This is a genomic window from Cytophagaceae bacterium ABcell3, assembly GCA_030913385.1.
Lineage (GTDB): Bacteria > Bacteroidota > Bacteroidia > Cytophagales > Cytophagaceae > ABcell3.
In genome coordinates this window covers 2,418,145-2,442,631 of sequence record CP133159.1, presented here as the reverse complement: position 1 = coordinate 2,442,631, position 24,487 = coordinate 2,418,145, and the positions used below count along the sequence as shown (strand labels likewise).

The window sequence follows — 24,487 nt, the reverse complement described above, 5'->3', positions numbered from 1 at the left end:
CTCCACCAACAAACCCATAACAAACTATCAGTAAACAACTTACCAAACAGAAACAATACCTGTCACAGGTAAAGAAATATAAAGATAATTAAATCGTTGTTTTAAAGGAACGTAAATTATTTTTATAATTGTTTCTGCATAAATTTAAGAATACTATGAAAAGATTTTTTATTGCAATTATTGCGATAGCCTCTACCTGTTTGTTCACCTTTTGCGAGAAAAAGACATCGGAGAAGCAAGAAAAGAAAGAAACCCATGAAAAGGCAATCCCATCAAGTCCAGAAGCAATAGTCGCAGAATACCAACAAATATGTGACAGTGTAGATTTCTATTGGGCCGAAATGATGCGTTCTGATGACCAAAAAATAGCAGACATAAAAAGGCTTTTACAAGAAGTAAGTTACTGCAAAAGGTACAACCAAATAGCCCTAGACAGTATCAGCAAAATGGCTGAAAACCTGATAAGTAAAAGATACGTCCAAGAAAACATGGCCGATGAAAGCATAGATGCTTATGATGCAGCTACAGACAGCTTAATCAGAGCTACTTTTGATTTGACCCAAAACACACCCGAACTTTCCAAACATTCTATCGTACCTGAACTCATAGAAGATATTACTGAAGCTGATATGACACTTTGGAAATATAGGAAAGACTACGACGACTATGCACTAATATACAACCAGTTTATTGAGGAGAACAAAGAAACCTTAAAAACAATAGACTCAATCAATGGTTCTTTAAATAAGAAACCTTTATTTCAGATTCAACAATGAGAAAGCTTTTAACGATAAATATTTTTATAATTTGTATTTGTTTAATTGCCACATCATGTGGTCAAAGAGGTCTCTTTGGCGGCATGAGCAAAAAAGCTAAAGTCAAAAAAGAGGTAGACACTGTGGTAGACAGTATGGATCAGGCATGGCATGTAATGATGGCCGCCGATGACCGAAAACTTGCTGATATAGACAGGCTTATTGGTGAAATTTCTAATGTGAGAGGTGTCGAAGAACCAAAAACTTCCGAACTGCAAAAGGACTTTGATGACTTGTTGCAAATGAGGTATCAGCCTGAATCTTTAACAGATGAGCAGATAGACAGTTACGATTTGGCAACAGATAAAGTGATAAAGAAGTCTTTTGAATTAATTGAAGAAACAGAGGAATTGGAAGACGATGAAGAAATCTCAGAGCTCCAAAAAGAGATAATGGACGAAGACAAAGATGTGGTACTGTACCGCGCCAGGTATGATGAATGGGCATACAAGTACAACAAACTAATTGACGATAACCAAAAGAGGCTAGAACGTTCCGGTGATCCGTACAACAGGCTTAAGAAAAGAAAACTGTTTAGGTTAGAACCATAAACAAAGGGCCTTAAGTGAGGCCCTTTGTTGTTTAGCAAGATCTAACAGGACAACATCCTGTCAATAGCTTGTTATCTATACTGCCAACTTATCCAACTCAGCTTTTACAAAAGACATCAACGCTTTAATATTCTCACGAGAAAAATCAAAGCGTACCCCTGCTGCTTCATAAACCTCATTTACCGGTCTGGTGTACCCCAACTTTAAAGCCTCAGTATAGCTGGAAAATCCTTTACGAGGGTCAGCCTTATAGTTTTTCCAAACGCCAACCGCACCTAACTGCGCAATGGCATATTCTATATAGTAAAAAGGTACTTCATAGATATGCAACTGCTTATGCCAAACATAGTCTTTATACTGCTCAAGACCAGTCCAGTCTGTGACAGAACTGCTAAAACTGGAAAAAATGTCGTTCCAGGCTTTCACCCGCTCTTGGCGAGAATGATTAGGGTTTTCATAAATCCAATGTTGAAACTTATCTACCGTGGCCACCCAAGGCAATGTATTGATAATCCCCTCCAATTGCTCTCTTTTAGCCCTAACCAAGTCTTTTTCATTATCAAAAAACACATCCCAGTGCTCCATAGAAATCAACTCCATAGCCATAGAGGCTAGCTCGGCAACCTCTGAAGGAGGGTTCTTAAAAATACTTAACTCCAAATCTCTGGTCAGAAAAGAGTGATAAGCATGTCCGCCTTCATGCACCATAGTAACCAAATCCTGAAGAGAAGAGGTAGCATTCATAAAAATAAATGGCACACCGGTTTCATCCAAAGGATAATTATAACCACCCGGCGCCTTACCTTTTCTAGAAACTAAATCAAGGTGCCCCATTTCTTTCATTGTCCTTAAACAATTACCTAAATAAGAATCTACCCGATCAAAACATACCAATGTTTTTTCCAACAGCTCCTCTCCTGTTTTGAAAGGCTTTAAAGGTGTTTTCCCAAGGTAGTTCACATTCAAGTCCCACGGACGCAAATTGTCCAGAGCAAGTTTATTCTTCCTTTCAACTGCCAAATCATTAAGCAATGGCACGACTTCTTCCTCAACTGCAGAATGAAACTTAAAACAATCTTCCACACCATAAGAAAACCGTCCCAAAGCTGTGTGCATATAGTCCCTAAAATTAGAAAAATCAGCATTAAGGGCGACTTTGTTTCTAAGGTTTAGCAATTTATCAAAAAGACCGTCCAACTGATCTTTGTCCTTCAACCGGCGTTCTGCTATTTTTCTATACGCTTCTTCCCTCAAGTACCTATCGTACAAGTCCAGGTAATCACCGGCCTGTTGGAGCGTCAGTTCCTTTCCCTCCATTTCCACTGTCATGTCGCCTGAGATACTACCAAACTTTTGCTCTTCTGTATGAATTTGGGTTTCTAAAGGAATATTTTCTTCCCTAAAAATTCGCTCATCCTTCTCAAGCAGCTTTTTCACAATATCATATTCAGGATCATCAAGCGATTTCAAGTAAGGGCTTTCCAGTGCTTTTTTGTCCAACCTATTTGAAAATGGTGCTACCTGAGGTTGAATTTCGTTTACAAAGTAATTGAAGCTGTCCGTATATTCTTTACTTGCCGTATCACAAGTCATTTTTATATACCTCCACCCCAATTCTTCTGAAAGCACAGATTCCAGCTCACTTCTGTCCCTAAACCACTCCCTCAGTTCCTCAACATTATTAATAGGCCTACTTACAAGCTCTTCATAATAAGGCCGAACCTGCTCCCAGTTTTCTACCTTAAAGGCTTCTTCTAAAAATCTTCTTTTTCGCTTCTTTAGCGTTAATGCTTCAGACATTCTATGTATTTTTTCTTTAGTCAATCTCGATTACTACATTGCGGGTCACCGGATGGCCTACACATGTTAGGACATACCCTTGCTCCAGCTCTTTATCAGAAAGCGCATCAGAGTCTTGCAAATTAACCTTACCACTAATACATTTTCCAAGACATGCAGTACATAAACCACTTTGACAGCTATAAGGCAAATCTATGTCTTCCTCTAGTGCAACTTCCAAAATAGATTTTTCAGGAGGAACTGTAATTTTATATTCTGTTCCTTGATAAAAAATGGTCACATCTTGGGCACTCCCCTGTTCTAGCTCTACAACCTCACCAGCAGGCTCTTTAGCATCTGAGGAGACAAAACTCTCTTGATGGACTTTATCTTTAGCAACCTCTAGAAGCGTTAATGCCTGCTGTGCCTCTTCCATCATACCTTCAGGGCCACAAATGAAATAATCGGCACGTTTCATATCCAGGCCTTCATAAGACTCCAACAGCTTTATAATTAAACTCCTATTTAACCTTCCCGCTGGTTTATAAGAAGTGTCTTTAGGTTGGCTTAAAACATGGACTACCTTAAACCGCCCTTCATGCTCCTTGACCATTTCATCTAGCTTGTCCTTAAAAATAATAGAGTCTTCATTTCTATTTCCATAAAGTAAATAAACAGAGGATAAAGGTTCTTTGGCCAATACAGATTTTGCAATGGACATTAGAGGTGTTATACCACTTCCGGCTCCTAATAATACCACGTCACGTTTTTTATGGTAGTCAAGTTCAGGACAAAAAGTACCCATTGGCTGCATCACTTCTATTACATCTCCTTGCTTGATATTATCAGCCAAATAGTTTGACACCAAACCGCCTGACACCCTTTTTACTGTAACAGCAGGGTACTCGTCTATACCGTCGGCAGAACATAAAGAATAAGAGCGCCGCACTTTTTTTCCTTCTATATCTACTATTAAAGTCAAAAATTGCCCTGACTTATAGGATAAGGGCTCCTGATTTGTTTCAAAAACCAAAGTAACAGCCTCGTCTGTTTCCTGAACTACTTTGTGTACTTTTAAATTAAAATATAAGTTACTCATGAATCCTAAATGAAAAATTTATACAAATAAAAATGATTCTGATTAAAAACAGGCAAAAAAGAAAATGGTTTTTCAAATAATTCAATCAGATTACCTGAATGTACCGATTTAGAACGGCAACAAGGGGTACAAGTGATAAATCATGGTCGCCAATATGATGTGAGTCATTCTTTCCCCTATTACCATTTTCTACATTTGCATTATCGACAACTCGAAAAAAACAGTTACAATGAACAGAGCCGATCTTATTTCCAAATACGATATACCTGCACCAAGATACACAAGCTACCCTACCGTTCCTTACTGGGAAAGTGATGGTTTTGACCAACACATATGGGCAAAACATGTAGGACAGGCTTTTCAAAAATCACCAGAAATAAGCTTATACTTGCATCTACCATTTTGCGAGCAACTCTGCACATACTGTGGCTGCAACAAACGTATTACAAAAAACCATAAGGTAGAAACTCCTTATCTTAACACCCTTCTCAAGGAATGGAATATATATCTGGAAATATTTGGCGGCAAACCAATTATCAAAGAATTGCACCTTGGTGGCGGAACCCCTACTTTTTTCACTCCTCAAAACTTAAAATATCTTTTAGAAAGCATATTTAGTAAGGCCATTATACCAGAAGATCCAGATTTTAGTATAGAGGTACACCCCAACTATACAACAAAGGAACATCTACATGTATTAGCCGCATTAGGTTTCAAACGCTTAAGTGCCGGCATTCAAGATTTTGACCCGAAAGTCCAAATAGCTATTAACAGGGTACAAACATTTGAACAAACAAAAATAGTATTTGACGAAGCTCGAAAAGCAGGTTTCACCTCATTGAATGCGGACATCATTTATGGACTCCCTTTTCAAAAGCTGGAAAGTGTAAAAGGAACAATCAGCAAAACCAGTGTACTAAAACCTGAGAGAATCGCTTTTTACAGTTACGCTCATGTACCTTGGAAAAGCAAGGCCCAAAGAAGGTATAGCGAAGAAGATCTTCCTTCAGCAGACGAGAAGCGGGAACTGTATGAAAAAGGAAAAGAAATGCTTGTAGCACATGGGTATACAGAAACTGGCATGGACCACTTCTCGCTACCGCAGGACGATTTGTATATTGCGATGAAAGAAGGGAAAATGCACAGAAACTTCATGGGCTACACAGTACAGAACACGGGACTGCTCATTGGTTTAGGCGCATCTTCAATAAGCGATAGCACCGACTGCTTTATGCAAAATGTGAAAGAGGTGGAAGAGTATGAAAAAGTGGTCAATGAAGGTAGGTTGCCGGTTCTAAAAGGACATGAGCTAACTGAAGAAGACCTATTCATAAGACAGCATATTCTTGACCTAATGTGCAGAATGGAGACAAGCTGGGATGCCAGTTCTGAATCAGAATCATTTAAAGAAGGATTAGAGAAGCTAGAACCTTTTATAGAAGACAACTTGGTCGTCCTCAAAGAAGGAAGCCTTAAAATAAAAAAAGAAGGAAAGCCATTTATACGAAACATCTGCATGTGTTTTGACGCAAGGCTATGGAGAAAAATACCAGAAACCCCTATTTTCAGCAAGTCTATTTAGTACAGAGAAGTATACGGGATACAATATAGAGCAAGTTTTTTTAGAGAGTTTATAAGGTAAAAAAGAAACCGTCCCATTAATCAATTAACATAAAACCTAATTCTTATTAAGTAAAAATACTTAAACAAGAATTAGGAATAAATAAACATTTAGCATTAATTTTAAAAAAAACAGCGCACGATATTCAATGGTCAAATGGCAACCATTTACCATCAAGCTGTTTAAGAAACCCATTTTGCAACTGATGTTTATTAAAGTTTCATGATATGATTTCAGTAGAAGAAGCCAAAAAATTAATTATAGAAAACACCTCTATTTCAGAAAATTCGGAAGAAGTACATTGTGAGCTAGCAGCAGGGAAAATATTAGCAGAAGATATATTCTCCCCTACAGACCTTCCCCCATTCAGGCAAGCTGCCATGGACGGTTATGGAATAGCATTAACAAAAGAAACCCAAAGCATTAATCACAAGGTAATTGCAGAGGTACGCGCAGGAGATTATGTAGAAAGGCCTGTAGACGCACAAAGTGCTGTCCGAATATTTACAGGGGCAAGAGTTCCTGACGATGTAAACTGTCTTGTCATTCAGGAAAATGTGAATGCCAATAACGACACGATAACATCGGACAAAGCTGATTTTTTGAAACCCATGGCCAACATTCGGCCACAGGGCGAGCAAGTACAAAAAGGGGCGCTGGCTTTGAAAAAAGGTACGCTGCTCACTCCTGCCAGCGTAGGCTACCTGAACAGTATGGGCATCGAAAAAATTAAAGTAATAAAACCTGCCAAGATCGGCATCTTGGTAACAGGAGATGAACTCCAAAAACCAGGAAGCGCTTTAGACAAAGCCCAAGTTTATGAGTCTAATTCAGGGATGCTAAAATCTGTTTTACACTATACTTTAGGGCTTAAAGATGTCAGCATCCATTTTGTCAAAGATGATTTCAATTCTGTTAAGGAAACCATAGATCATATTTTTAAAGAAAGCGACCTATTGTTGGTCACTGGTGGGATTTCGGCTGGAAAATATGACTTTGTTAAAAGAGCATTAGAAGAACTAGGCGTAAACAGTATATTTTATAAAATAGCCCAAAAACCAGGAAAGCCCTTATATTTTGGCAAAAAAGCATCCAAAGCAGTCTTTGGGCTTCCAGGAAACCCTGCCGCTGCCTTGACCTGTTACTACCAGTACGTTTACCCTTATTTAAAAAAGCACCAGGGACACTCTTCATATTTTCTTCCTGAACAAAACATGACCTTAAAAAACAGCTTTGCCAAAAAACCAGGTCTCGCCATGTTTCTTAAAGCCAAGGCAAATGGAAGTGAAGTAGAAATATCTCAAGGACAAGCATCATCCATGCTTCACACATTTTCAGAAGCCAATGCTTTTGTATATCTTCCTTCGGAAACAGGAGAAGTTAAAACAGGAGAACCTGTAAAAGTCAACTTACTCAACCATTAACTATGAAAGCTACAGGAATCATATTGGCCGGGGGGAAAAGCAGCCGGATGAAAGAATACCCTAAAGGCTTGCTCACTTTCAATGGCGATACCTTTGTCAACCATATAGCCAATGAACTTGAGAAGGTAACATCAGAAATAATTGTCAATGCCAACTCACACAAGTACGACCATTTGGGGTATCAGGTAGTCACGGATGTAATGGAAGAAAAAGGCCCCTTGGGAGGAATATATAGTGCGTTACAACAGTCTTCCAACCCACTAAACATAGTAGTTGCTTGTGATATGCCCATGGTTTCTGCATCGTTTATGCAAATGTTATTAGAAAACATTCAACATTTTGATGCTGCCATACCCAAGACAGGTGAACTACTACAACCATTGTATGCTTGTTATAATAAAAGTAGTCTATCTAAACTACAGGACTTGATCAATGAAGACTTTTTAAAGCTCCAACAACTCCCTGCCAAGTTAAACTGCAATGTCATTACCTGTAGTTTAAAAGGGGCGGATCAATACCTAAACATTAACACGCCGGAAGATTACAAAAAATTAACATCTGAACTATGAGCATAAAAATATTATTCTTTGGATCGGTAACAGATATAACAGGCCAAAAAGAGTTAACCGCCGAAAATATCTCAGACACGAACACCTTAAAAAACTACCTGTTAAATAAGTTTCCTAAAATTAACGGCTTAAATTTTGTAATAGCACGTAACCAAGAGGCCATCACCGACAATGTTCCTTTAAACGACGGAGATGAAGTTGCATTACTCCCACCATTTTCTGGAGGATAAAATTTTTGACACTAATTTTCAAGCCAACGAAAAATGGAAAAACTATTTATACAAGGCCCCATAAAACCGCTATTCGTTTCAGAAGTAATTCAAAAGCATGCTTCAGATTACAGATCTGGTGCATTTACCATGTTTCTTGGTCAGATACGCAATGACGAAATAGACGGGCAAGAAGTTCAAGGCATAGAGTATACAGCATATGAAGAAATGGCAGAAAAAGCTGCCCAGAAAATCATTGAAGAGTCTATAAAAAGCTTTGAGCTCAATACCGTTCAAATTTATCATAGCCTCGGTTTGGTCAAAACAGGGGAAGCCAGCCTTTTTGTACTTGTCACAGCAGGGCACAGGCCCAATGTATTCAAAGCTTGTGCGCATATAGTAGAAAGAATAAAAAAAGAGCTTCCTGTTTGGGGAAAAGAAATTTTTGACAACAATACTTATACCTGGAAAAAAAATATTTTTTGAAACATGGTAGATATAACAGAAAAGTCCACCACCTTAAGACATGCTATAGCACAAGCCATTGTAAAAACTAGTAAACAAGAAACTATAGACGCTATAAAAAATGGTTTGGTTCCAAAAGGCAATGTGTTTGAAATAGCTAGAGCAGCAGGTTTGTTTGCTGTAAAACGCACATCAGACACCATCCCCGACTGCCATCCTCTACCTATAGAATACACACATATTTCATATGAAATTAAAGGGCTTGACATATTCATATATATTGAGGTAAAAACCATTTATAAAACTGGCGTAGAAGTGGAAGCCATGCATGGTGCATCGGTAGTAGCCCTAACCATGTATGACATGCTAAAGCCCATTGACAAAGGCATTGAAATTGCCAATATAAAACTCTTAGAGAAAAAAGGTGGAAAAAGCGACCATAAAGCAGCAAAACCAGGAACAACAGCTGAAGTAATTGTATGCTCAGACAGCATTGCCAGTGGCAAAAAAGAAGATAGGGCAGGCAGTATTGTCAAGTCTAAGCTAGCATCTTATAATCTGGAAATTTCAGGTTACACTATCATTCCCGACAATCAAGAACTATTAAAAGAAAAGATCGTCTCAGCAAGCCAGTCAGCCAATTTGATAATCATTTGCGGTGGCACCGGTTTAACAAAAAAAGACAATACCCCAGAAGTATTAAAACCTTTGCTTGAGACAGAGATTCCAGGCATCATGGAGGCAGCCAGAAGCTATGGCCAACAAAGAACCCCAGCAGCAATGTTTTCAAGAGGAGTTGCAGGACTTATGGGCAAGACATTAGTCATGGCCATTCCAGGCTCAACCAAAGGAGCTGAAGAAACCATAAATGCCCTTTTCCCGGGCGTATTGCATATTTTAAACAACCTCCAAAAACAGTAAAACATACTGACTAGTAGACTGCTAAACATTTTTCTATGTTCCATGTTCCTTTAGAAGACAAGAAAGAAAAGGAATAGAAAGATGGAGAGAGAGAACATAAATGTACACAATACGTGGTCGGGCTTCAAGAGAGGAAATAAGATCTCATGGGGAGCCGTATTTGCAGGTGCATTGATCGCAGTTGTACTACAACTGACCTTTAGTGTACTTGGATTTGGTATAGGGATTGGCACATTGGACCCAATGGATCCTGGCGCAACTACTGAGGGATTGGGTATAGGTTCTTTAATATACTGGGTATTGACCAATTTGATTTCAATCTTTATAGGTGCATATGTTGCGGGTAGACTGGCCTCTATCCCAAAATCTTTTGAAAGTATGCTTCATGGCGTAACTACTTGGGGCGTATATTCACTATTCAGCTTTTTCCTGCTTACCACCACAGTCGGCACCATTATAAGTGGCGTTGGTGGTATTATAGGCCAGACCATGGAAGTGGCCGGAGCAGGCTTAGCTTTTACTCCTGAAGACATCGAGCAGCTTGAGGAGGAAGTGAGAGCTACCATAGAAGCAGAAGGTGAAGAAGTGCCGGAAGATGAAGAAATGCAGCAAGAAATTAGGGCATACGGACAGGAGATTACCCAAGCTGCTTCCAGAGCAGGTATATTTATGGGTATATCCTTGATCCTAGGTGCAGTTGTTTCTGCATTTGGCGGAAAAGCGGGCAAACCAGATTATGAAATTGCCCATAACGAACCGGGACCAGGACGTACACATACGTAATTAAAACATAACATAATATATATTCGAAAGAGCTTCATTGTCTTTTTGGAATATATTTGCAATAAATATAAAGCAGAACAAAAAGGTGGGGCTTCCCCACCTTTTTGTTTTTCTCCAATTAAACTTAACCCAATACTTTCTGCCCTTTTGTTGGTGTTTTCACGCCATTTTGTTGGGGTTTTCACCAACAATATTTTAAACTTAAAACACTTTACCTTCCTCAGGATGTAGGAATAGGAAATAAAAAAAGCCTCCCAAATTTTTGAGAGGCTTAAGTGATCCCGCTGGGATTCGAACCCAGGACCCATACATTAAAAGTGTATTGCTCTACCAGCTGAGCTACGGAATCGATATTTTATGTCTATCTTTTTGAGGGTGCAAAGTTAAAAATATTTTTCTTAAAATCTACAACAACTCAAAAAAGTATTCTTTATCATTTTATCCTTGTATCACGTTTTAATACAAGCTTTTTTATTTTGTGATCCCGCTGGGATTCGAACCCAGGACCCATACATTAAAAGTGTATTGCTCTACCAGCTGAGCTACGGAATCGATATTTTATGTCGTTCTGTTTCGTAATTGCGAGTGCAAAAGTAGGAGGTATTCCTTTAAATCCAAAACCTGAAGGCAAATTTCTTCAATAATTTTTCAATTCACACAGGCCATATTTCGCAATTAACATATTTTCAGAAAGATAGTAACCTATACTTTTTTTGAAAAAAATTAGGCCTTCTGCAAAGGAGAGTCCTTTTCTTTAGCCAAAACTTTAAATACGACTTTATCCATAAATCCAGGAAACCATTTATTCATGAACACAGTCAGTTTACCTTGGGTGGTCAATACAATATCCCTTTTTCTTTTTACTACAGCTTTATACATATGATTGGCTACTTCTTCGGCAGTCATCATTTTACCTTCATCTCTTGGAGATTCTCCTTGTACAGAGCCATCCTCCCCTAGCGCAGAAGTACGTATATTGGAAGTAGTAAACCCAGGACAAGCCACAAGTACATGAACGCCCTTGTACAATAACTCAGCACGCAAAGACTCCATAAAGCCTTGCATGGCAAATTTTGAAGAAGAATATCCTATTCGAGCAGGCAATCCACGCAAACCTGCAATAGAGGAAACTGCCACAATAGACCCTTTTTGTTTTAAAATATAGGGCAAGGCGTATTTAGTAGCATATACAGTCCCGTAAAAGTTGATATCCATAACTTTTTTGATCACCTCGACATCAGCATCTTCAAACAAAGCACGCATAGTAATACCGGCATTATTAATAAGTATATCAATGGTTCCGAAACGATCAACGGTATGAGCAACCATCCGTTTGCAATCTTCCTGAAGGCTTACATCTGCGATTATCGCTAACACATCAATTCCTTTGTTTTTAAGCCACTGTTCTGTCTCTTGGAGCTTTTCAGGGTTCCTACCGGTAACAACAACCTTAGCACCTTCCGACCCAAACTTTTCAGCACATGCTTTTCCTATACCAGAAGACCCTCCAGTAATGATAACAACTTTATTTTTCATTCCTTTTTCTGTAAAAATCAGCCACGGCATTGATCAGGTTACTGTGGCCGGCTTGTAAAACATAAACTTCAGAACTTTTAATATACTTCAAAAATCTTTTTAAATGGCTAATGGTGATAATTTTATCATATTTACCTAAAAAAAAAGTCACTTTTATTTCGTGCTTGTTTATCAAACTAGCAAGCGCACGAACATCATAACATAGCAACCTAAAAACCACCCAAGAGAAATAGACCCTCCTCCGTTGTTTAACGGTAGCCATTTGCGAATTGGAAAATTTAGTCACCCTATTATTCAAAAAACCAGCTCCACTAAAAAACTTTGCCATTCCCAAATAAAGCCCAGGCCTTAAAACAATCCTTCTTAGCAGCTTCCTAGGCAATCTATAACTTGTTGCCAATACATACCATGGGTTGCGCCTAACGCCGTCAGGAGCTATTAAGATCACCTCCTCTACCCTTTCAGAGAAAGCCTCCAACACCCCTAAGGCAAACTTCCCTCCCATACTAAAGCCTAACACAGAGAACCGACCAATATTTTTTTCATTCAAAAAAGATAATATCATCTCTCGCAGAAAGTGTTTTGACATTGGTTCATCTTTCTTATGCCAAAAGCTTTGTCCGTGATAAAACAAGTCAAAACTGTATATAGTATAGTTTTCAGACAGTTCCTCATCCAACTTTTTAAAACACTCATTGCTCTGACCATAGCCGTGAAACGAAAGCATCGCCTTACCTCCTCTCCCTCGGACAGAATAGTGCAAGACCGCTCCTGAAAACATAAAATAACTCGATGTATCCATCATACAACATTGAACAATTTTTTAAAATTATTATTAATCATCCAATATTTTTGATTAACTTAAACAAATTTCAAGAAAAAAATAAGCCACGCTAAAAGAATGAACCGGATATTAGGGTTAATGATGTTTTTTGTCTTTATGGGTTATTCTAGCATAGCCCAAGACAACTTTAGACAAAATGACTTTTCTAATTTTAAACGCCCTAAGCATAATGCTATAAAAACATCTCCCCTAGCAATGATACAGGGGCCGATCATTTTCACAAGCGAATACCGTTTATCTATTGAAAAAGCTGTTGGAAAGCAGCTTTCTGCCCAAATGGGACTCTCATATCTAGGGCCATCCAATCTATTGTCGCTCGATGAGTTTATACTTGCGGAAACAGGGCAGCATGTAAATACCGAAACGAACGGATTTAGACTGCAAGCAACATTTAAATATTTCCTATCTGACGAAGTAATGGACGGTTTTTATATTGGACCTCATTTTTCTTACAGCTATGCCGAGTTCACCGAAAGGTCTAACCCCCAAACAGCTATCAGAATGCATTATAGAAATGCTGTTTTTATGGGCGGTTGGCAAAAACCATTTGCAAAATTCCTTGTCATAGACTTCTTTACAGCTATAGGCGGGCGAAACAATTTAATTGAAGCAGTAGAAAGAACCGGCACCCTTTATGATAATGTAGTAGACTCAGAACAGATAAGAGGAATTAAACTTATGCTAGGCTTTAATATAGGGGTAGCTTTTTAAAATAGAAATATGCAATAGTAACTTTTATTTCGTGGCAAAACAACTTCAAATCAGACGCTTCGTTCGCATTTGTTTTTTAACTTGCTTTGCAAACCAAATACGCTGATTTTTTGTTCTTTTGCCCCTCATAACGAAATCTAATGCAGAATTCAGGTTCAAACAAGCAATCAATAATAGATATATAAAAAAAGCCTTGCCACTATATAGTAGCAAGGCTCTAATTAAATGTTAGATAATATTAAGAAACAGTCGCTTCTCTTTGCTTGTTTCTATTACGTTCTGTTTCATCCAGATATATCTTTCTCATCCTAATACTTTTAGGAGTCACTTCAAGATACTCATCCTTCTGAATATACTCCATCGCTTCTTCAAGAGAGAACTGGATTTTAGGAGCAATTTTTACGTTATCATCAGAACCCGAAGCACGCATGTTGGTAAGTTTTTTACCTTTCATGACATTCACTACAAGGTCGTTGCTCCTAGAGTGCTCTCCGATAACTTGTCCCATATATATTTCCTCACCGGGATCTACAAAGAATGTACCCCTATCCTGTAGTTTGTCAATGGCGTAAGCTGTGGAAGTACCAGTTTCCATAGAAATCAAAGAACCGTTATTTCTTTCAGGAATAGCACCTTTAAAAGGCTCATAAGACTTAAACCTATGTGTCATAACCGCTTCACCAGCGGTAGCAGTCAAAACATTATTCCTCAATCCGATAATTCCCCTTGATGGAATATTGAACTCAAGATGCTGCATATCTCCTTTAGGTTCCATAATAACAAGTTCTCCTTTTCTTTGAGTAACAAGTTCAATAACCTTTCCTGAAGACTCTTCCGGCACATCTACTACCAAAAGCTCTACAGGTTCATGCTTTTGCCCATCAATTTCCTTATAAAGCACCTGAGGCTGTCCAACCTGAAGTTCATACCCCTCACGACGCATAGTCTCTATAAGAACAGACAAGTGAAGGATACCCCTTCCGTAAACCAAGAACTTATCTTCAGAATCTGTATCTTTTATTCTTAGCGCCAAGTTCTTTTCTGTTTCTTTATACAGCCTGTCCCTGATATGTCTTGAGGTTACAAACTTACCCTCTTTACCAAAGAAAGGTGAGTTGTTGATGGTAAACAACATACTCATTGTAGGCTCATCTATGGCAATCCTTGGAAGCTCTTGAGGGTTTTCCGGATCTGTAAGCGTATCACCTATTTCAAAACCTTCTATACCCACTACAGCACATATATCACCAGCATGTACTTCAGGCACTTTTACTTTACCAAGACCTTCAAATACCTGAAGTTCTTTAATCCTTACTTTTTTAATACTTCCGTCAGCTTTGGTAAGCGCCATGTTGGCACCTTCTTTTAATGTTCCTTGGTAAACCCTACCGATGGCAATACGGCCAACGAAAGAAGAATAATCCAAAGAAGTGATCTGAAGCTGAGGAATACCTTCTGGAGAAGGTGCAGCAGGTATATTTTCTACAATAGAATCCAATAAAGGAATAATATCGTTAGTAGGCGTTTTCCAGTCATGTGCCATCCAGCCATTTTTAGAAGAACCATACAAGGTTACGAAATCAAGTTGGTCTTCTGTGGCTCCTAAGTTGAACATCAAATCAAATACTGATTCGTGCACTTCGTCAGGGCGGCAATTTTCTTTATCAACTTTATTTACTACTACAATAGGCTTAAGTCCCAGACCTAAAGCTTTTCCAAGAACAAAGCGTGTCTGAGGCATTGGTCCTTCAAAAGCATCGACAAGCAAAAGAACACCGTCTGCTAGTTTCAGAACCCTTTCTACTTCACCACCAAAGTCGGAGTGACCAGGGGTATCAATAATATTGATTTTAACATCTTTGTATCTTACAGATACGTTTTTAGATACAATGGTAATCCCTCTTTCTCTTTCGAGGTCATTGTTGTCTAGTATAAGGTCATTAAACTCCTGATTCTCGCGGAACAGCTTAGAGGCATGAATGATTTTATCTACGAGTGTGGTTTTGCCATGGTCAACGTGTGCGATAATGGCAACATTTCTAATGTTCTGCATTTTAAATTAATTACTGAAAATATCAAGATACAAAAATATGTATTTCCTTTCTATTTATAACCGGATCAATATTAAATTTAATGTATTTTTTAAAATTTGAGTTCATTATCCTTTAAATTATAAAATAAATCCTAAACTCTTTTACCTCAATTTTCTTTTTATATTTGCCTTTTCAAATAACAGAAACCATGTCTGAGCAATTTAAAAGATATACAATTACTTCTGCACTTCCATATGCCAATGGTCCTGTACACATTGGTCATTTGGCAGGTGTTTATGTTCCAGCCGATATTTATGTACGTTTCCTTAGGTCCAAAGGCAAAGAAGTTGCTTTTGTTTGTGGGTCTGACGAGCATGGTGTGCCGATAACCATTAGAGCTAAAAAAGAAGGTGTTACCCCTCAACAAGTAGTAGATAAATATCATAACATCATAAAAGAGTCCTTCAAAGAATTTGGGATTTCTTTTGACATCTACTCAAGGACATCCTCAAAAACACATTACGAAACCAGCTCTGAATTTTTTAAAGACCTTTACGAGAAAGGTTGTTTTGAAGAAACTACTACCGAACAGTATTTCGACCCTAAAGCCAAACAGTTTCTGGCAGACCGGTACATTGTAGGCACCTGTCCAAAATGTGGCAATGAAAATGCTTACGGTGACCAATGTGAGTCTTGTGGTTCTACCTTAAGCCCTTCAGAGCTTATAAATCCTCATTCCACCTTAAGTGGAGAAAAACCAGTTTTAAAAGAAACTACCCATTGGTACCTACCGCTGAACAAATATGAAGATTGGCTCAAGGAGTGGATACTTAAAGAACACAAAGAGTGGAAACCCAACGTTTATGGACAATGCAAGTCATGGATAGAGCAAGGCCTGCAACCCCGTGCCGTAACACGTGACCTTGACTGGGGCGTACCGGTACCTCTTGAAGGTGCGGAAGGAAAAGTCCTTTATGTCTGGTTTGACGCTCCTATTGGTTACATTTCTGCAACTAAAGACTGGGCAGCAGAAAACAACACCGATTGGGAAAAACACTGGAAAGACAAAGAAACGAAGCTTGTTCATTTTATTGGTAAGGACAATATAGTTTTCCACTGCATTATTTTCCCTTCTATGCTCAAAGCAAGCGGTGACTATATTCTGCCTGATAATATCCCTGCCAATGAATTCCTTAACCTGGAAGGCAATAAAATATCAACGTCAAGGAACTGGGCGGTATGGCTTCATGAGTACTTAAAGGAGTTTCCGGGTAAAGCCGATGTACTAAGGTATACACTTTGTGCCAATGCCCCAGAAACTAAAGACAATGACTTTACCTGGAAAGACTTTCAAGCAAGGAACAACAATGAACTGGTGGCTATCTATGGCAACTTTATCAACCGTGCCGTAGTATTGACGCACAAATATTTTGACGGAAAAGTTCCAGAGGCAGGCCCGTTAGAAAACATTGACAAGGACGTTCTAGAGAAGCTTCAAGCTTTTCCAGAAAAAATTGCCAGCTCACTTGAATTGTACCGTTTCCGCGAAGCACTGAGCTACCTCATGGATTTAGCACGCACAGGAAATAAATATTTGGCAGACACAGAGCCGTGGAAATTGTTCAAGACCGATCCAGATAGAGTGAAAACCATCCTTAATATTGGTCTTCAAATCTCTGGTGCTCTTGCCATTTTGTCTGAACCATTTTTACCGTTCACTGCTGCCACCTTGAGCAAGATGCTAAATTTAACAAACAAAAAATGGGAGCATGCAGGCACAACTAACTTACTGCCAGAAGGTCATACTATAAACAAAGCAGAACTCCTTTTTGAAAAAATAGAAGACAATGCTGTTGAAGCCCAAATACAAAAATTGCTGGACACCAAAAAAGCCAATGAACTAGAAGCAGCAAGTGTTCCTGAACTAAAGTCTGAAATCACTTTTGATGATTTCACCAAAGTAGATATCAGAGTTTCTACCATTCTTGAAGCAGAAAAAGTACCTAAAACTAAAAAGCTGCTAAAGCTTAAACTAGATACCGGGATTGATGAAAGAACGGTGGTTAGCGGAATTGCAGAATACTATAAACCTGAAGAAATTATAGGGAAACAAGTATGCCTAATGGCGAACTTGGCACCACGTAAAATCAAAGGAATAGAGTCCCAAGGAATGATTTTAATGGCTGAAGACAAAGACGGAACCTTGGCTTTTGTCAGCCCTGGGAAAGCTGTATCAAACGGTAGCCAAATAAGCTAACCAAAAATCTCATATCCGAAATAAACTTTAGTATTGACTAAGGTATATTTCGGATATGATTAGGGCGCGCTGAAAAACGCCCAAAACATTGATCTGTTTATATGTTAAAGGTTATGAGGTATAGGTGCAAGGTTTTTTCGGTTATTTCTTATTATTCCATGCACAGTAAACTGAAAAACTTTTAATCCAATACTTTTTTTGGGCTAGCCACAAGCGCACAATCTACTTTATGGCCTTACATTCGAAGTATTCCAATACGTCTTCATGTAAGGCCATGCGTATCTTGCACATTTGTGACTTTTTCAGCAGGCCCTAATTACCTGTTTTTTTAAGATTGAATTATTTATTGAACTGGGTCATAGTCATCTGAAGACCTATTGTCGTAAAGGCTTCCACAGCATCACAACACCTGTCTAATAGTTCATCGAGGCCAGCTTCTTCCTCTGGGTCAAAAGGACTAAGAACATATTCAGATTGTCTTCCTTTAGGAAAGTCACTACCTACTCCTATTCTCAATCGTGGGTAAGTGGAGTGCCCAAGCATATCTTGGATATTCCCTAATCCATTATGCCCTCCATTAGACCCTTTGGGCCTGATCCTAATTTTTCCAAAAGGTAAAGAAATATCATCCGTGATTACCAAGCTGTTTTCAATAAGTATTTTTTCACTATTGAGCCAGTGGCAATAAGCCTTTCCGCTAAGGTTCATAAAAGTAGTAGGCTTCACAAGGATCAGGTTCCTTCCTTTAAATTTACCTTGAGAAACAAAAGCATGGCGACCAGAATCGAAGCCTGTGCTCAACCGGCTTGCCAAACGGTCTAACACCATAAAACCTATATTGTGCCGGGTATTGGCATAGTCCGGACCAATATTTCCTAAGCCACAAATCAAATATTTCATATCAGCAAAAAATTAAACGAAAAAAGCTGTCTCTCTTGAAGAAACAGCTTTTTTGCAAAACAGTTTATTAAAAAACGCTTATTATTCAGCAGCTTGTGCTTGTTGTCCTTTAAGTGCTCTTGGTACTTCAACAGTAGCAACAGGAAGCGACTTGTTGTTAAGGATAGTATAGTCTCCAGGTGTGATTGCAGAAACTTTGATAGACTTACCCAATTCTAATTTTGAAATATCTACACTGATAGACTCAGGGATATTTTTAGGATAAGCTTTAATTTTGATTTTCTTCAAGTTAACAGTAAACTTACCACCTTTTACTACACCAGGTGAAGTTCCAGTGAATTTAACAGGAACATCAACTTTAACTAGTTTAGTAGGTACTAGTTCAAGGAAGTCTGCGTGAAGAATATTTTCACTTACTGGGTGAAACTGTACTTCCTGAAGGATAGTTTCATACTGCTTTCCATCAACATTGATCAATATTTTTGGAGAGTCAGGCGTATATACTATATCTCTGAATAGAAAAGTCGGAACGTGGAAATGTACTTGGTCTTTACCTCCATATAATACACATGGCACTTGCGCTTCAGCTCTTAGGTCTTTAGAAACCTTTTTACCGAGATTTGCTCTTTTATACCCTATAATCTCTACGGTTTTCATCTTTTTTTAATTTATAAGTTTAAGTTTAAATAAAAAGCGAACTAATAGACTCGTTGTCCTGAATTTTCCTAATAGCCTTAGCAAAAAGGTCAGCAACAGTAAGTACCTTAATTTTTTGAGAACTTGTTTTTAAAGGAATAGTGTCTGTTACTACAAGCTCCTCCAAAAGTGAAGCGTCAATGTTTTCGTAAGCAGGACCAGAAAGTACAGGGTGCGTACATATAGCTCTTACACTTTTGGCACCTTTGTCTAAAATTAATTTTGCAGCCTTGCAAATTGTCCCCCCTGTATCTACAAGGTCGTCGATCAACACTACATTGGCACCTTCTACATCTCCAATTAATTGCATGGCAGCAATCTCATTAGCTTTTTTACGATGTTTGTCGCATACCACTAAGTCAACACCAAAATACTGAGAGAAACTTCTTGCACGTGCCACACCTCCTACATCAGGAGAAGCAAAAATCAGCTTTTCTAAATTAAGCGACTGAATGTAAGGGATAAGAATAGCAGCGCCATCCAAATGATCTACCGGAAAATCAAAGAAACCTTGAATTTGTCCAGCGTGTAGATCGCAAGTCATCAACCTGTCTGCCCCAGAAGCCGAAAGCAAGTTTGCTACCAACTTAGAAGCAATAGGTACACGAGGCTTATCTTTCCTGTCCTGTCTTGCATAACCAAAGTACGGAACAACTACAGTAACATAAGCGGCCGAAGCTCTCCTTGCAGCATCAACCAGAAGCAAAAGCTCCATAAGGTTATCTGCATTAGGAAAAGTAGATTGGATCAAGAATACATCAGCACCGCGAACAGATTCGTCGTAGCTAACTGAAATCTCACCATCACTAAAACGCTTGATTGTTACAGATCCTAATTCTTTGCCGTAAGAGTTGGCTATTTTCTCTGCAAGGTAACGGGAATTGGTACCGGAAAAGATCTTGATGTACGACATATCGTATTTAGAAAGAAGCTACTTTAAACAAATAAATCCCGGGTCTTAAGTCCGGGATTTATTTCCTGTATTTGTTGTCCGACCAGGTCTCGAACCTGGACTCTTCTGAACCAAAATCAGACGTGTTGCCAATTACACCATCGGACAATAACCTTCTCATTGTTGGGCTGTTTCCCCGTTTGAGATTGCAAATATGTAGGTTTAACTTTTAAATACCAAACCCTGTTTAGAAAAAATTTAACTTTTTATAATTACAACCTGATTATCAATAAAAAAAATTAACTATCGCACGAACATTTATATTAGCTAAAGCTCACCCATCTCATCTCCCCAAGTGAACTAGGTATCCCAAAGAAAGCATAATTACCCTGTTGGCAGAGTTTTCTCCAAAATCAACCCCTTGAAAATACTGTCCTACCGGAGGTATAGCTGTGCTAATATTATTAACAAACCCATGGTTATATCGAACTTCCACCAAAAAATCTCCAGGTCCAACAGTCATTCTGTAGCCTACCCCTACCGTAACACCGATATCCAAGCGCTGATCTTCGTCTTCAAATTCATAGCTGGCATCTTGGGTCACATTTATAGGGAAGGCTCCATAATTACCTGTTGCTTCCACATCCATCCTACCAGAAGACCAATAACCTGCATAAGGACCTGCCAAAAAGTAATAACCAATCCTTTCTAACCCCATGGTTAGTTTAAAAGGAACCATAAGGTTGAAAAAATCAGTACGCATTACTGCCCGGCCATCTACGTTATAAGCAGCAAAACCATCATGTCCGCTTTCACTAAAATTAAAACTGGAACCTTGGCGAGAGTACATCACGTCAGGCTGAACAGATAATCTGTGATGTAAAAAAGGAAGTCCAAACTGTGCAGAAACGCCTCCATGAACTCCTAATAAAGGTGCCTGCGAGACATCTTCAATGGAAGTGCTCAACCAAGAAACATTCCCGCCTCCTTTTGCTCCTAAAGATACCTGTCCCTGGCTAGGGAACTGTATACAAAAAACGGAAATTAATATCAGTAAATATCTCATAATAAGAAAATTGTTGTTTATTACAAAAACTAAAAAGAATGCCACCACAGAAGTAAGGCTATGATGGCACAAAGTATTTTAATAAAAGTACTCAGTATATCCTATACAAAAACAGAAAAATACACCCGCTCCATCACTTTCCCCTCACCTGCTTCTCTACATCATCCCACTGCTCCTGCGACACATCGTCGAGATCATTGAACTCTCCTGCCCCTTTTAACCACTCACCACCGTCAATAGTTATAACCTCACCATTAATATATGCAGAAAAATCAGATACTAAAAAAGCCGCTAGGTTTCCTAACTCATGGTGTTTGCCAAACCTTTTCAAAGGAATACGTTTTTCGGGATCCATTTTGTCGGCTACCGCTTTAGGGAACAACCTTGCCCATGCCCCCTCTGTCGGAAAAGGTCCTGGCGCAATGGCATTCATCCGAATGTTGTACTTGGCCCATTCTACAGCCAAAGACCTGGTCATAGCCAATACGCCAGCTTTAGCACAGGCAGACGGCACCACATATCCTGAGCCTGTATAGGCATAGGTTGTTACAATATTCAATACAGTTCCTGCTTGCTTATTGGCGATCCAATGTTTACCCACACACAAAGTACAGTTGGTGGTACCTTTTAAAACAATGTCAAGAATAATGTTAAAAGCCCGTGCAGAAAGTCTTTCTGTAGGAGAAATAAAATTTCCTGCCGCGTTATTTACCAGCACATCTACTTTACCAAAGGCTTCTACAGCCGAAGCATGCATTTTTTCAACTTCATCATAGTTTCTAACATCACAAGCCACTGGAAGCACAGCCCCCCCGGTTTCTTCCATGAGTTCGGCTGCTGTTTTTTCAAGCACCTCAAACTTCCGGCTAGAAATAACCACAGATGCACCAGATTCCAAAAAAGTTTTTGCCATTGACTTTCCCAAACCAGTACCTCCCCCAGTTATCAATACCACTTTACCTTTTAGAGCTTCTTTGCTTAACATATTTTCCATATTACAGAAAGTCTAGTCTAACATTAATGTACTACACCAAAGCTAATAATTATTTATTAGCTTTACGCTATGATACCATTCAACAAGCCATTTATTGTAGGTAAAGAGCTTGAATATATAAAAGAAGCTGTTGAAAAAGGCAAGCTGTCAGGGGATGGGCATTTTACCAATAAGTGTCAGCACTGGCTTGAAGAAAACTATCAAGTAAAGAAAGCTTTGCTCACCACTTCCTGTACAGATGCTTTAGAAATGGCGGCCATCCTCCTAGACATAAAACCTGGCGATGAGGTAATTGTGCCTTCATTTACTTTTGTATCTGCTGCCAACGCTTTTGTCTTAAGGGGCGCCAACATTGTATTTGCCGATATTGAACCCAATACGTTCAACATAGACCCTGATGGACTCCCGTCACTCATATCCAGCAAAACAAAAGCCATTGTACTGGTGCATTATGCAGGCATAGCTTGTCAAATGGACGAAATATCTGCCATTGCTGAAAGTAACAATATTCCAATTATAGAAGATGTGGCATTGGCTATGGATGCCTTTTACAAAAAACAAGCACTGGGTTCTATAGGGACCTTTGCCACTTGGTCGTTTCACGAAACAAAAAACATTATTTGTGGTGAAGGAGGTGCCTTAGGAATCAACAACCCCAAATATTGTGAGAGGGCCGAAATTATAAGAGAAAAAGGCACCAATCGTTCAAAGTTCTTCAGGGGAGAGACCAAACAATATGAGTGGGTAGATATAGGTTCCTCCTTTTTGCCGTCAGAGATCAATGCAGCTTATTTGTTTGCTCAACTTCAACAAAAAGATGAAATTCAAAAAAAGCGCATCAAAATTTGGGATAACTACCATACTCATTTAAAAGATTTAGAAGCCAAAGGATTTCTCAAGCTTCCTGTTGTGCCAGACTATGCTACCAAAAACGGTCAATTGTTCCACATTCTGTGCCGCACACACAAAGAAAGAAACGATTTAATCCAGCACTTAGGAAAGCACGGCATTAAAGCTGTATTTCATTACCTTCCCCTACACTTGAGCAGTTATTATCAGCAAGACATTAACAACAAGCACATTCACCTACCAATCTGTGAAGATATAAGCGAGAGAATAGTTCGTTTACCACTTTTTTATTCCATGACAGCACAAGAGCAGGAGCATGTAATTAAAAATTTGATTAAATTTTACATTTAGTAAAGCAAAATCAGATATTTAAAACTATATTTTCGTTGGTGTTGAAAAAAAAAGACTGTACTTTCTGATTCATTAAAAGTATTATTGTAAAAAAATCTAAAAAACCTGAGATGTCAATGTTATCTGATATGAAATTGCTTTTGGCTGCCGGCCTTATGCTAAGCATGAGTGTTACCTCATGTGTTACAAGACAAAAATTTGATGATCTAAATGCTAAAAAATCAGCACTCGAAGTTGAAAACGCTGAATGCTCAGAAAAGCTTGCTGCGGCAGTTGCAGATAGGGAGCGGCTAAGCGAGTTGGCTGGTGATTTAAACAAAAAGTGCCAAAAGCTTATAGATGACACTACCCAAACAGGAGATTCTTACAGAAGATTAAAATCAAACTTTAGAGATGTAAGCCAGTCATACGAAAAGCTCATGGAAAACCATGACAAATTCAAAAGCATGACATCTGCTGAAAAAGACAAGCTCAGCCAAGACCTTGCCAGAAGAGAAAAGGAGCTTTATGAAGCTGAAAAGAAAAACAGAGAGCTTACTGAAAGTCTAAAAGAACGCGAAAATCGGGTAAAAGAACTAGAAAAAGTACTGGAAGACAAAGACGAAGCAGTAAACGAACTCAAAAATAAGGTTTCAAAAGCCTTGCTTTCTTTCAAAGAAAAAGACTTAAGTGTTAATGTAAAGAATGGCAAAGTTTATGTTTCCCTATCAGAACAACTTCTGTTCAAGTCAGGAAGTACATCCATAGATAGCAAGGGCCAGGAAGCTTTAAAGACACTTGCTGAGGTATTAAAAGACCAAGACGATGTCAATGTTATGGTAGAAGGGCACACGGATGATGTCCCGGTAGGGAAAAGCTCTGGTGCCATTAAGGATAATTGGGACTTAAGTGTATTAAGGGCTACAGAAATTTCAAGAATCCTTATCAACGCCGGCGTTTCCCCTAGAAAGATTGTACCTTCTGGCCGTGGAGAATTTTCGCCTGTAGCTGAGGGCAAAACCAAAGAAGCCCGTCAGCAAAACAGAAGAACAGAGATTATTCTGACTCCTAGGTTGGACGAGCTGTTCCAAATCCTTGAAAATAACTAAAAAGCAATAAGTAAAAATAAAAAGAGCCACGGAT

At 38.8% G+C, this 24,487-nt stretch carries 23 protein-coding genes and 3 tRNA genes; 13 read left to right on the top strand and 13 right to left on the bottom strand.

Annotated elements, in window-relative coordinates:
- Positions 1 to 155: 155 nt before the first annotated feature.
- Both RCC89_09755 and RCC89_09750 read left to right on the top strand, forming a co-directional pair.
- Complete coding sequence (locus tag RCC89_09755; protein WMJ73443.1) at positions 156 to 776, top strand: hypothetical protein; 621 nt, start codon at positions 156 to 158, stop codon at positions 774 to 776.
- Positions 777 to 859: 83 nt separating this feature from the next.
- Complete coding sequence (locus tag RCC89_09750) at positions 860 to 1,366, top strand: hypothetical protein (protein WMJ73442.1); 507 nt, start codon at positions 860 to 862, stop codon at positions 1,364 to 1,366.
- 75 nt (positions 1,367 to 1,441) lie between these two features.
- Here the strand turns inward: RCC89_09750 and RCC89_09745 are convergent, their stop codons facing one another.
- Entirely contained in the window at positions 1,442 to 3,166 is a 1,725-nt protein-coding gene (locus RCC89_09745; GenBank protein ID WMJ73441.1) for a M3 family oligoendopeptidase, read from the bottom strand.
- Positions 3,167 to 3,182: 16 nt separating this feature from the next.
- On the bottom strand, positions 3,183 to 4,244 hold the full coding sequence (locus RCC89_09740; GenBank protein ID WMJ73440.1) for a ferredoxin--NADP reductase: 1,062 nt from the start codon (positions 4,242 to 4,244) through the stop codon (positions 3,183 to 3,185).
- 229 nt (positions 4,245 to 4,473) lie between these two features.
- On the opposite strand from RCC89_09740, the gene hemN reads away from it, so the two are divergent.
- The 7 genes from hemN (at position 4,474) to RCC89_09705 (ending at position 10,236) form a co-directional block, all read left to right on the top strand.
- Positions 4,474 to 5,826 carry an oxygen-independent coproporphyrinogen III oxidase gene (hemN, locus tag RCC89_09735; GenBank protein ID WMJ73439.1) on the top strand — a complete coding sequence of 451 codons (1,353 nt, stop codon included), beginning with the start codon at positions 4,474 to 4,476 and terminating at the stop codon, positions 5,824 to 5,826.
- 266 nt (positions 5,827 to 6,092) lie between these two features.
- Positions 6,093 to 7,289: a molybdopterin molybdotransferase MoeA gene (locus RCC89_09730; GenBank protein WMJ73438.1), complete on the top strand. Its 1,197-nt coding sequence runs from the start codon at positions 6,093 to 6,095 to the stop codon at positions 7,287 to 7,289.
- A 2-nt stretch (positions 7,290 to 7,291) separates the two neighbouring features.
- Positions 7,292 to 7,858 carry a molybdenum cofactor guanylyltransferase gene (locus RCC89_09725; protein WMJ73437.1) on the top strand — a complete coding sequence of 189 codons (567 nt, stop codon included), beginning with the start codon at positions 7,292 to 7,294 and terminating at the stop codon, positions 7,856 to 7,858.
- The gene (locus RCC89_09720) at positions 7,855 to 8,088 is read left to right on the top strand and encodes a MoaD/ThiS family protein (GenBank protein ID WMJ73436.1); all 234 of its coding nucleotides are present in this window, start codon (positions 7,855 to 7,857) and stop codon (positions 8,086 to 8,088) included. The genes RCC89_09725 and RCC89_09720 overlap by 4 nt, the downstream gene beginning before the upstream one ends.
- A 33-nt stretch (positions 8,089 to 8,121) precedes the next feature.
- Positions 8,122 to 8,553 carry a molybdenum cofactor biosynthesis protein MoaE gene (locus RCC89_09715; GenBank protein ID WMJ73435.1) on the top strand — a complete coding sequence of 144 codons (432 nt, stop codon included), beginning with the start codon at positions 8,122 to 8,124 and terminating at the stop codon, positions 8,551 to 8,553.
- A gap of 3 nt (positions 8,554 to 8,556) precedes the next feature.
- A complete protein-coding gene (gene moaCB, locus RCC89_09710) occupies positions 8,557 to 9,453 on the top strand; it encodes a bifunctional molybdenum cofactor biosynthesis protein MoaC/MoaB (protein WMJ73434.1) in 897 nt (298 codons plus the stop codon).
- 81 nt (positions 9,454 to 9,534) lie between these two features.
- The gene (locus RCC89_09705) at positions 9,535 to 10,236 is read left to right on the top strand and encodes a hypothetical protein (protein ID WMJ73433.1); all 702 of its coding nucleotides are present in this window, start codon (positions 9,535 to 9,537) and stop codon (positions 10,234 to 10,236) included.
- A 276-nt stretch (positions 10,237 to 10,512) separates the two neighbouring features.
- Here the strand turns inward: RCC89_09705 and RCC89_09700 are convergent.
- From RCC89_09700 to RCC89_09685, 4 genes are all read right to left on the bottom strand, one after another.
- Positions 10,513 to 10,585 (bottom strand) — tRNA-Lys (locus RCC89_09700).
- Between the two features lie 130 nt (positions 10,586 to 10,715).
- A tRNA-Lys gene (locus RCC89_09695) sits at positions 10,716 to 10,788 on the bottom strand.
- A gap of 171 nt (positions 10,789 to 10,959) precedes the next feature.
- Positions 10,960 to 11,772 carry an SDR family oxidoreductase gene (locus RCC89_09690; protein ID WMJ73432.1) on the bottom strand — a complete coding sequence of 271 codons (813 nt, stop codon included), beginning with the start codon at positions 11,770 to 11,772 and terminating at the stop codon, positions 10,960 to 10,962.
- Positions 11,762 to 12,577 (bottom strand): alpha/beta hydrolase, encoded by an 816-nt coding sequence (locus RCC89_09685; GenBank protein WMJ73431.1) that lies wholly within the window; start codon positions 12,575 to 12,577, stop codon positions 11,762 to 11,764. Before RCC89_09685 ends, RCC89_09690 begins: the two co-directional genes overlap by 11 nt.
- A 96-nt stretch (positions 12,578 to 12,673) precedes the next feature.
- Between RCC89_09685 and RCC89_09680 the strand changes: the two genes are divergently transcribed.
- Positions 12,674 to 13,327: a hypothetical protein gene (locus tag RCC89_09680; GenBank protein WMJ73430.1), complete on the top strand. Its 654-nt coding sequence runs from the start codon at positions 12,674 to 12,676 to the stop codon at positions 13,325 to 13,327.
- A gap of 238 nt (positions 13,328 to 13,565) precedes the next feature.
- On the opposite strand, the gene typA is transcribed toward RCC89_09680, so the two are convergent.
- Positions 13,566 to 15,380 (bottom strand): translational GTPase TypA, encoded by a 1,815-nt coding sequence (gene typA, locus RCC89_09675; protein WMJ73429.1) that lies wholly within the window; start codon positions 15,378 to 15,380, stop codon positions 13,566 to 13,568.
- A gap of 176 nt (positions 15,381 to 15,556) precedes the next feature.
- Between typA and metG the strand changes: the two genes are divergently transcribed.
- Positions 15,557 to 17,617 (top strand): methionine--tRNA ligase, encoded by a 2,061-nt coding sequence (gene metG / locus RCC89_09670; protein WMJ75652.1) that lies wholly within the window; start codon positions 15,557 to 15,559, stop codon positions 17,615 to 17,617.
- A gap of 339 nt (positions 17,618 to 17,956) precedes the next feature.
- On the opposite strand, the gene pth is transcribed toward metG, so the two are convergent.
- The 6 genes from pth to RCC89_09640 all read right to left on the bottom strand — a co-directional run bounded on the left by pth (position 17,957) and on the right by RCC89_09640 (position 22,165).
- Complete coding sequence (gene pth, locus RCC89_09665) at positions 17,957 to 18,517, bottom strand: aminoacyl-tRNA hydrolase (GenBank protein WMJ73428.1); 561 nt, start codon at positions 18,515 to 18,517, stop codon at positions 17,957 to 17,959.
- 81 nt (positions 18,518 to 18,598) lie between these two features.
- Positions 18,599 to 19,174, bottom strand: a complete 576-nt coding sequence (locus tag RCC89_09660; GenBank protein WMJ73427.1) for a 50S ribosomal protein L25/general stress protein Ctc — start codon at positions 19,172 to 19,174, stop codon at positions 18,599 to 18,601.
- Positions 19,175 to 19,199: 25 nt separating this feature from the next.
- A complete protein-coding gene (locus RCC89_09655; protein WMJ73426.1) occupies positions 19,200 to 20,126 on the bottom strand; it encodes a ribose-phosphate pyrophosphokinase in 927 nt (308 codons plus the stop codon).
- A 74-nt stretch (positions 20,127 to 20,200) separates the two neighbouring features.
- Positions 20,201 to 20,273, bottom strand: a tRNA-Gln gene (locus tag RCC89_09650).
- A gap of 175 nt (positions 20,274 to 20,448) precedes the next feature.
- Positions 20,449 to 21,171: a porin family protein gene (locus RCC89_09645; GenBank protein ID WMJ73425.1), complete on the bottom strand. Its 723-nt coding sequence runs from the start codon at positions 21,169 to 21,171 to the stop codon at positions 20,449 to 20,451.
- A 133-nt stretch (positions 21,172 to 21,304) separates the two neighbouring features.
- Entirely contained in the window at positions 21,305 to 22,165 is an 861-nt protein-coding gene (locus RCC89_09640; GenBank protein WMJ73424.1) for an SDR family oxidoreductase, read from the bottom strand.
- Positions 22,166 to 22,234: 69 nt separating this feature from the next.
- Here RCC89_09640 and rffA point away from each other — a divergent pair, with 69 nt between their 5' ends.
- Positions 22,235 to 23,365, top strand: a complete 1,131-nt coding sequence (gene rffA / locus RCC89_09635) for a dTDP-4-amino-4,6-dideoxygalactose transaminase (protein WMJ73423.1) — start codon at positions 22,235 to 22,237, stop codon at positions 23,363 to 23,365.
- A gap of 110 nt (positions 23,366 to 23,475) precedes the next feature.
- Positions 23,476 to 24,453 (top strand): OmpA family protein, encoded by a 978-nt coding sequence (locus RCC89_09630; protein WMJ73422.1) that lies wholly within the window; start codon positions 23,476 to 23,478, stop codon positions 24,451 to 24,453.
- Positions 24,454 to 24,487 lie beyond the last annotated feature (34 nt).

What these genes read in the sequence shown, in the direction of transcription:
- RCC89_09755 (WMJ73443.1), top strand. Translation starts at nt 156, where the DNA reads ATGAAAAGATTTTTTATTGCAATTATTGCGATAGCCTCTACCTGTTTG.
- RCC89_09750 (WMJ73442.1), top strand. Translation starts at nt 860, where the DNA reads ATGAGCAAAAAAGCTAAAGTCAAAAAAGAGGTAGACACTGTGGTAGAC.
- RCC89_09745 (WMJ73441.1), bottom strand. Translation starts at nt 3,166, where the DNA reads ATGTCTGAAGCATTAACGCTAAAGAAGCGAAAAAGAAGATTTTTAGAA.
- RCC89_09740 (WMJ73440.1), bottom strand. Translation starts at nt 4,244, where the DNA reads ATGAGTAACTTATATTTTAATTTAAAAGTACACAAAGTAGTTCAGGAA.
- hemN (WMJ73439.1), top strand. Translation starts at nt 4,474, where the DNA reads ATGAACAGAGCCGATCTTATTTCCAAATACGATATACCTGCACCAAGA.
- RCC89_09730 (WMJ73438.1), top strand. Translation starts at nt 6,093, where the DNA reads ATGATTTCAGTAGAAGAAGCCAAAAAATTAATTATAGAAAACACCTCT.
- RCC89_09725 (WMJ73437.1), top strand. Translation starts at nt 7,292, where the DNA reads ATGAAAGCTACAGGAATCATATTGGCCGGGGGGAAAAGCAGCCGGATG.
- RCC89_09720 (WMJ73436.1), top strand. Translation starts at nt 7,855, where the DNA reads ATGAGCATAAAAATATTATTCTTTGGATCGGTAACAGATATAACAGGC.
- RCC89_09715 (WMJ73435.1), top strand. Translation starts at nt 8,122, where the DNA reads ATGGAAAAACTATTTATACAAGGCCCCATAAAACCGCTATTCGTTTCA.
- moaCB (WMJ73434.1), top strand. Translation starts at nt 8,557, where the DNA reads ATGGTAGATATAACAGAAAAGTCCACCACCTTAAGACATGCTATAGCA.
- RCC89_09705 (WMJ73433.1), top strand. Translation starts at nt 9,535, where the DNA reads ATGGAGAGAGAGAACATAAATGTACACAATACGTGGTCGGGCTTCAAG.
- RCC89_09690 (WMJ73432.1), bottom strand. Translation starts at nt 11,772, where the DNA reads ATGAAAAATAAAGTTGTTATCATTACTGGAGGGTCTTCTGGTATAGGA.
- RCC89_09685 (WMJ73431.1), bottom strand. Translation starts at nt 12,577, where the DNA reads ATGATGGATACATCGAGTTATTTTATGTTTTCAGGAGCGGTCTTGCAC.
- RCC89_09680 (WMJ73430.1), top strand. Translation starts at nt 12,674, where the DNA reads ATGAACCGGATATTAGGGTTAATGATGTTTTTTGTCTTTATGGGTTAT.
- typA (WMJ73429.1), bottom strand. Translation starts at nt 15,380, where the DNA reads ATGCAGAACATTAGAAATGTTGCCATTATCGCACACGTTGACCATGGC.
- pth (WMJ73428.1), bottom strand. Translation starts at nt 18,517, where the DNA reads ATGAAATATTTGATTTGTGGCTTAGGAAATATTGGTCCGGACTATGCC.
- RCC89_09660 (WMJ73427.1), bottom strand. Translation starts at nt 19,174, where the DNA reads ATGAAAACCGTAGAGATTATAGGGTATAAAAGAGCAAATCTCGGTAAA.
- RCC89_09655 (WMJ73426.1), bottom strand. Translation starts at nt 20,126, where the DNA reads ATGTCGTACATCAAGATCTTTTCCGGTACCAATTCCCGTTACCTTGCA.
- RCC89_09645 (WMJ73425.1), bottom strand. Translation starts at nt 21,171, where the DNA reads ATGAGATATTTACTGATATTAATTTCCGTTTTTTGTATACAGTTCCCT.
- RCC89_09640 (WMJ73424.1), bottom strand. Translation starts at nt 22,165, where the DNA reads ATGGAAAATATGTTAAGCAAAGAAGCTCTAAAAGGTAAAGTGGTATTG.
- rffA (WMJ73423.1), top strand. Translation starts at nt 22,235, where the DNA reads ATGATACCATTCAACAAGCCATTTATTGTAGGTAAAGAGCTTGAATAT.
- RCC89_09630 (WMJ73422.1), top strand. Translation starts at nt 23,476, where the DNA reads ATGTCAATGTTATCTGATATGAAATTGCTTTTGGCTGCCGGCCTTATG.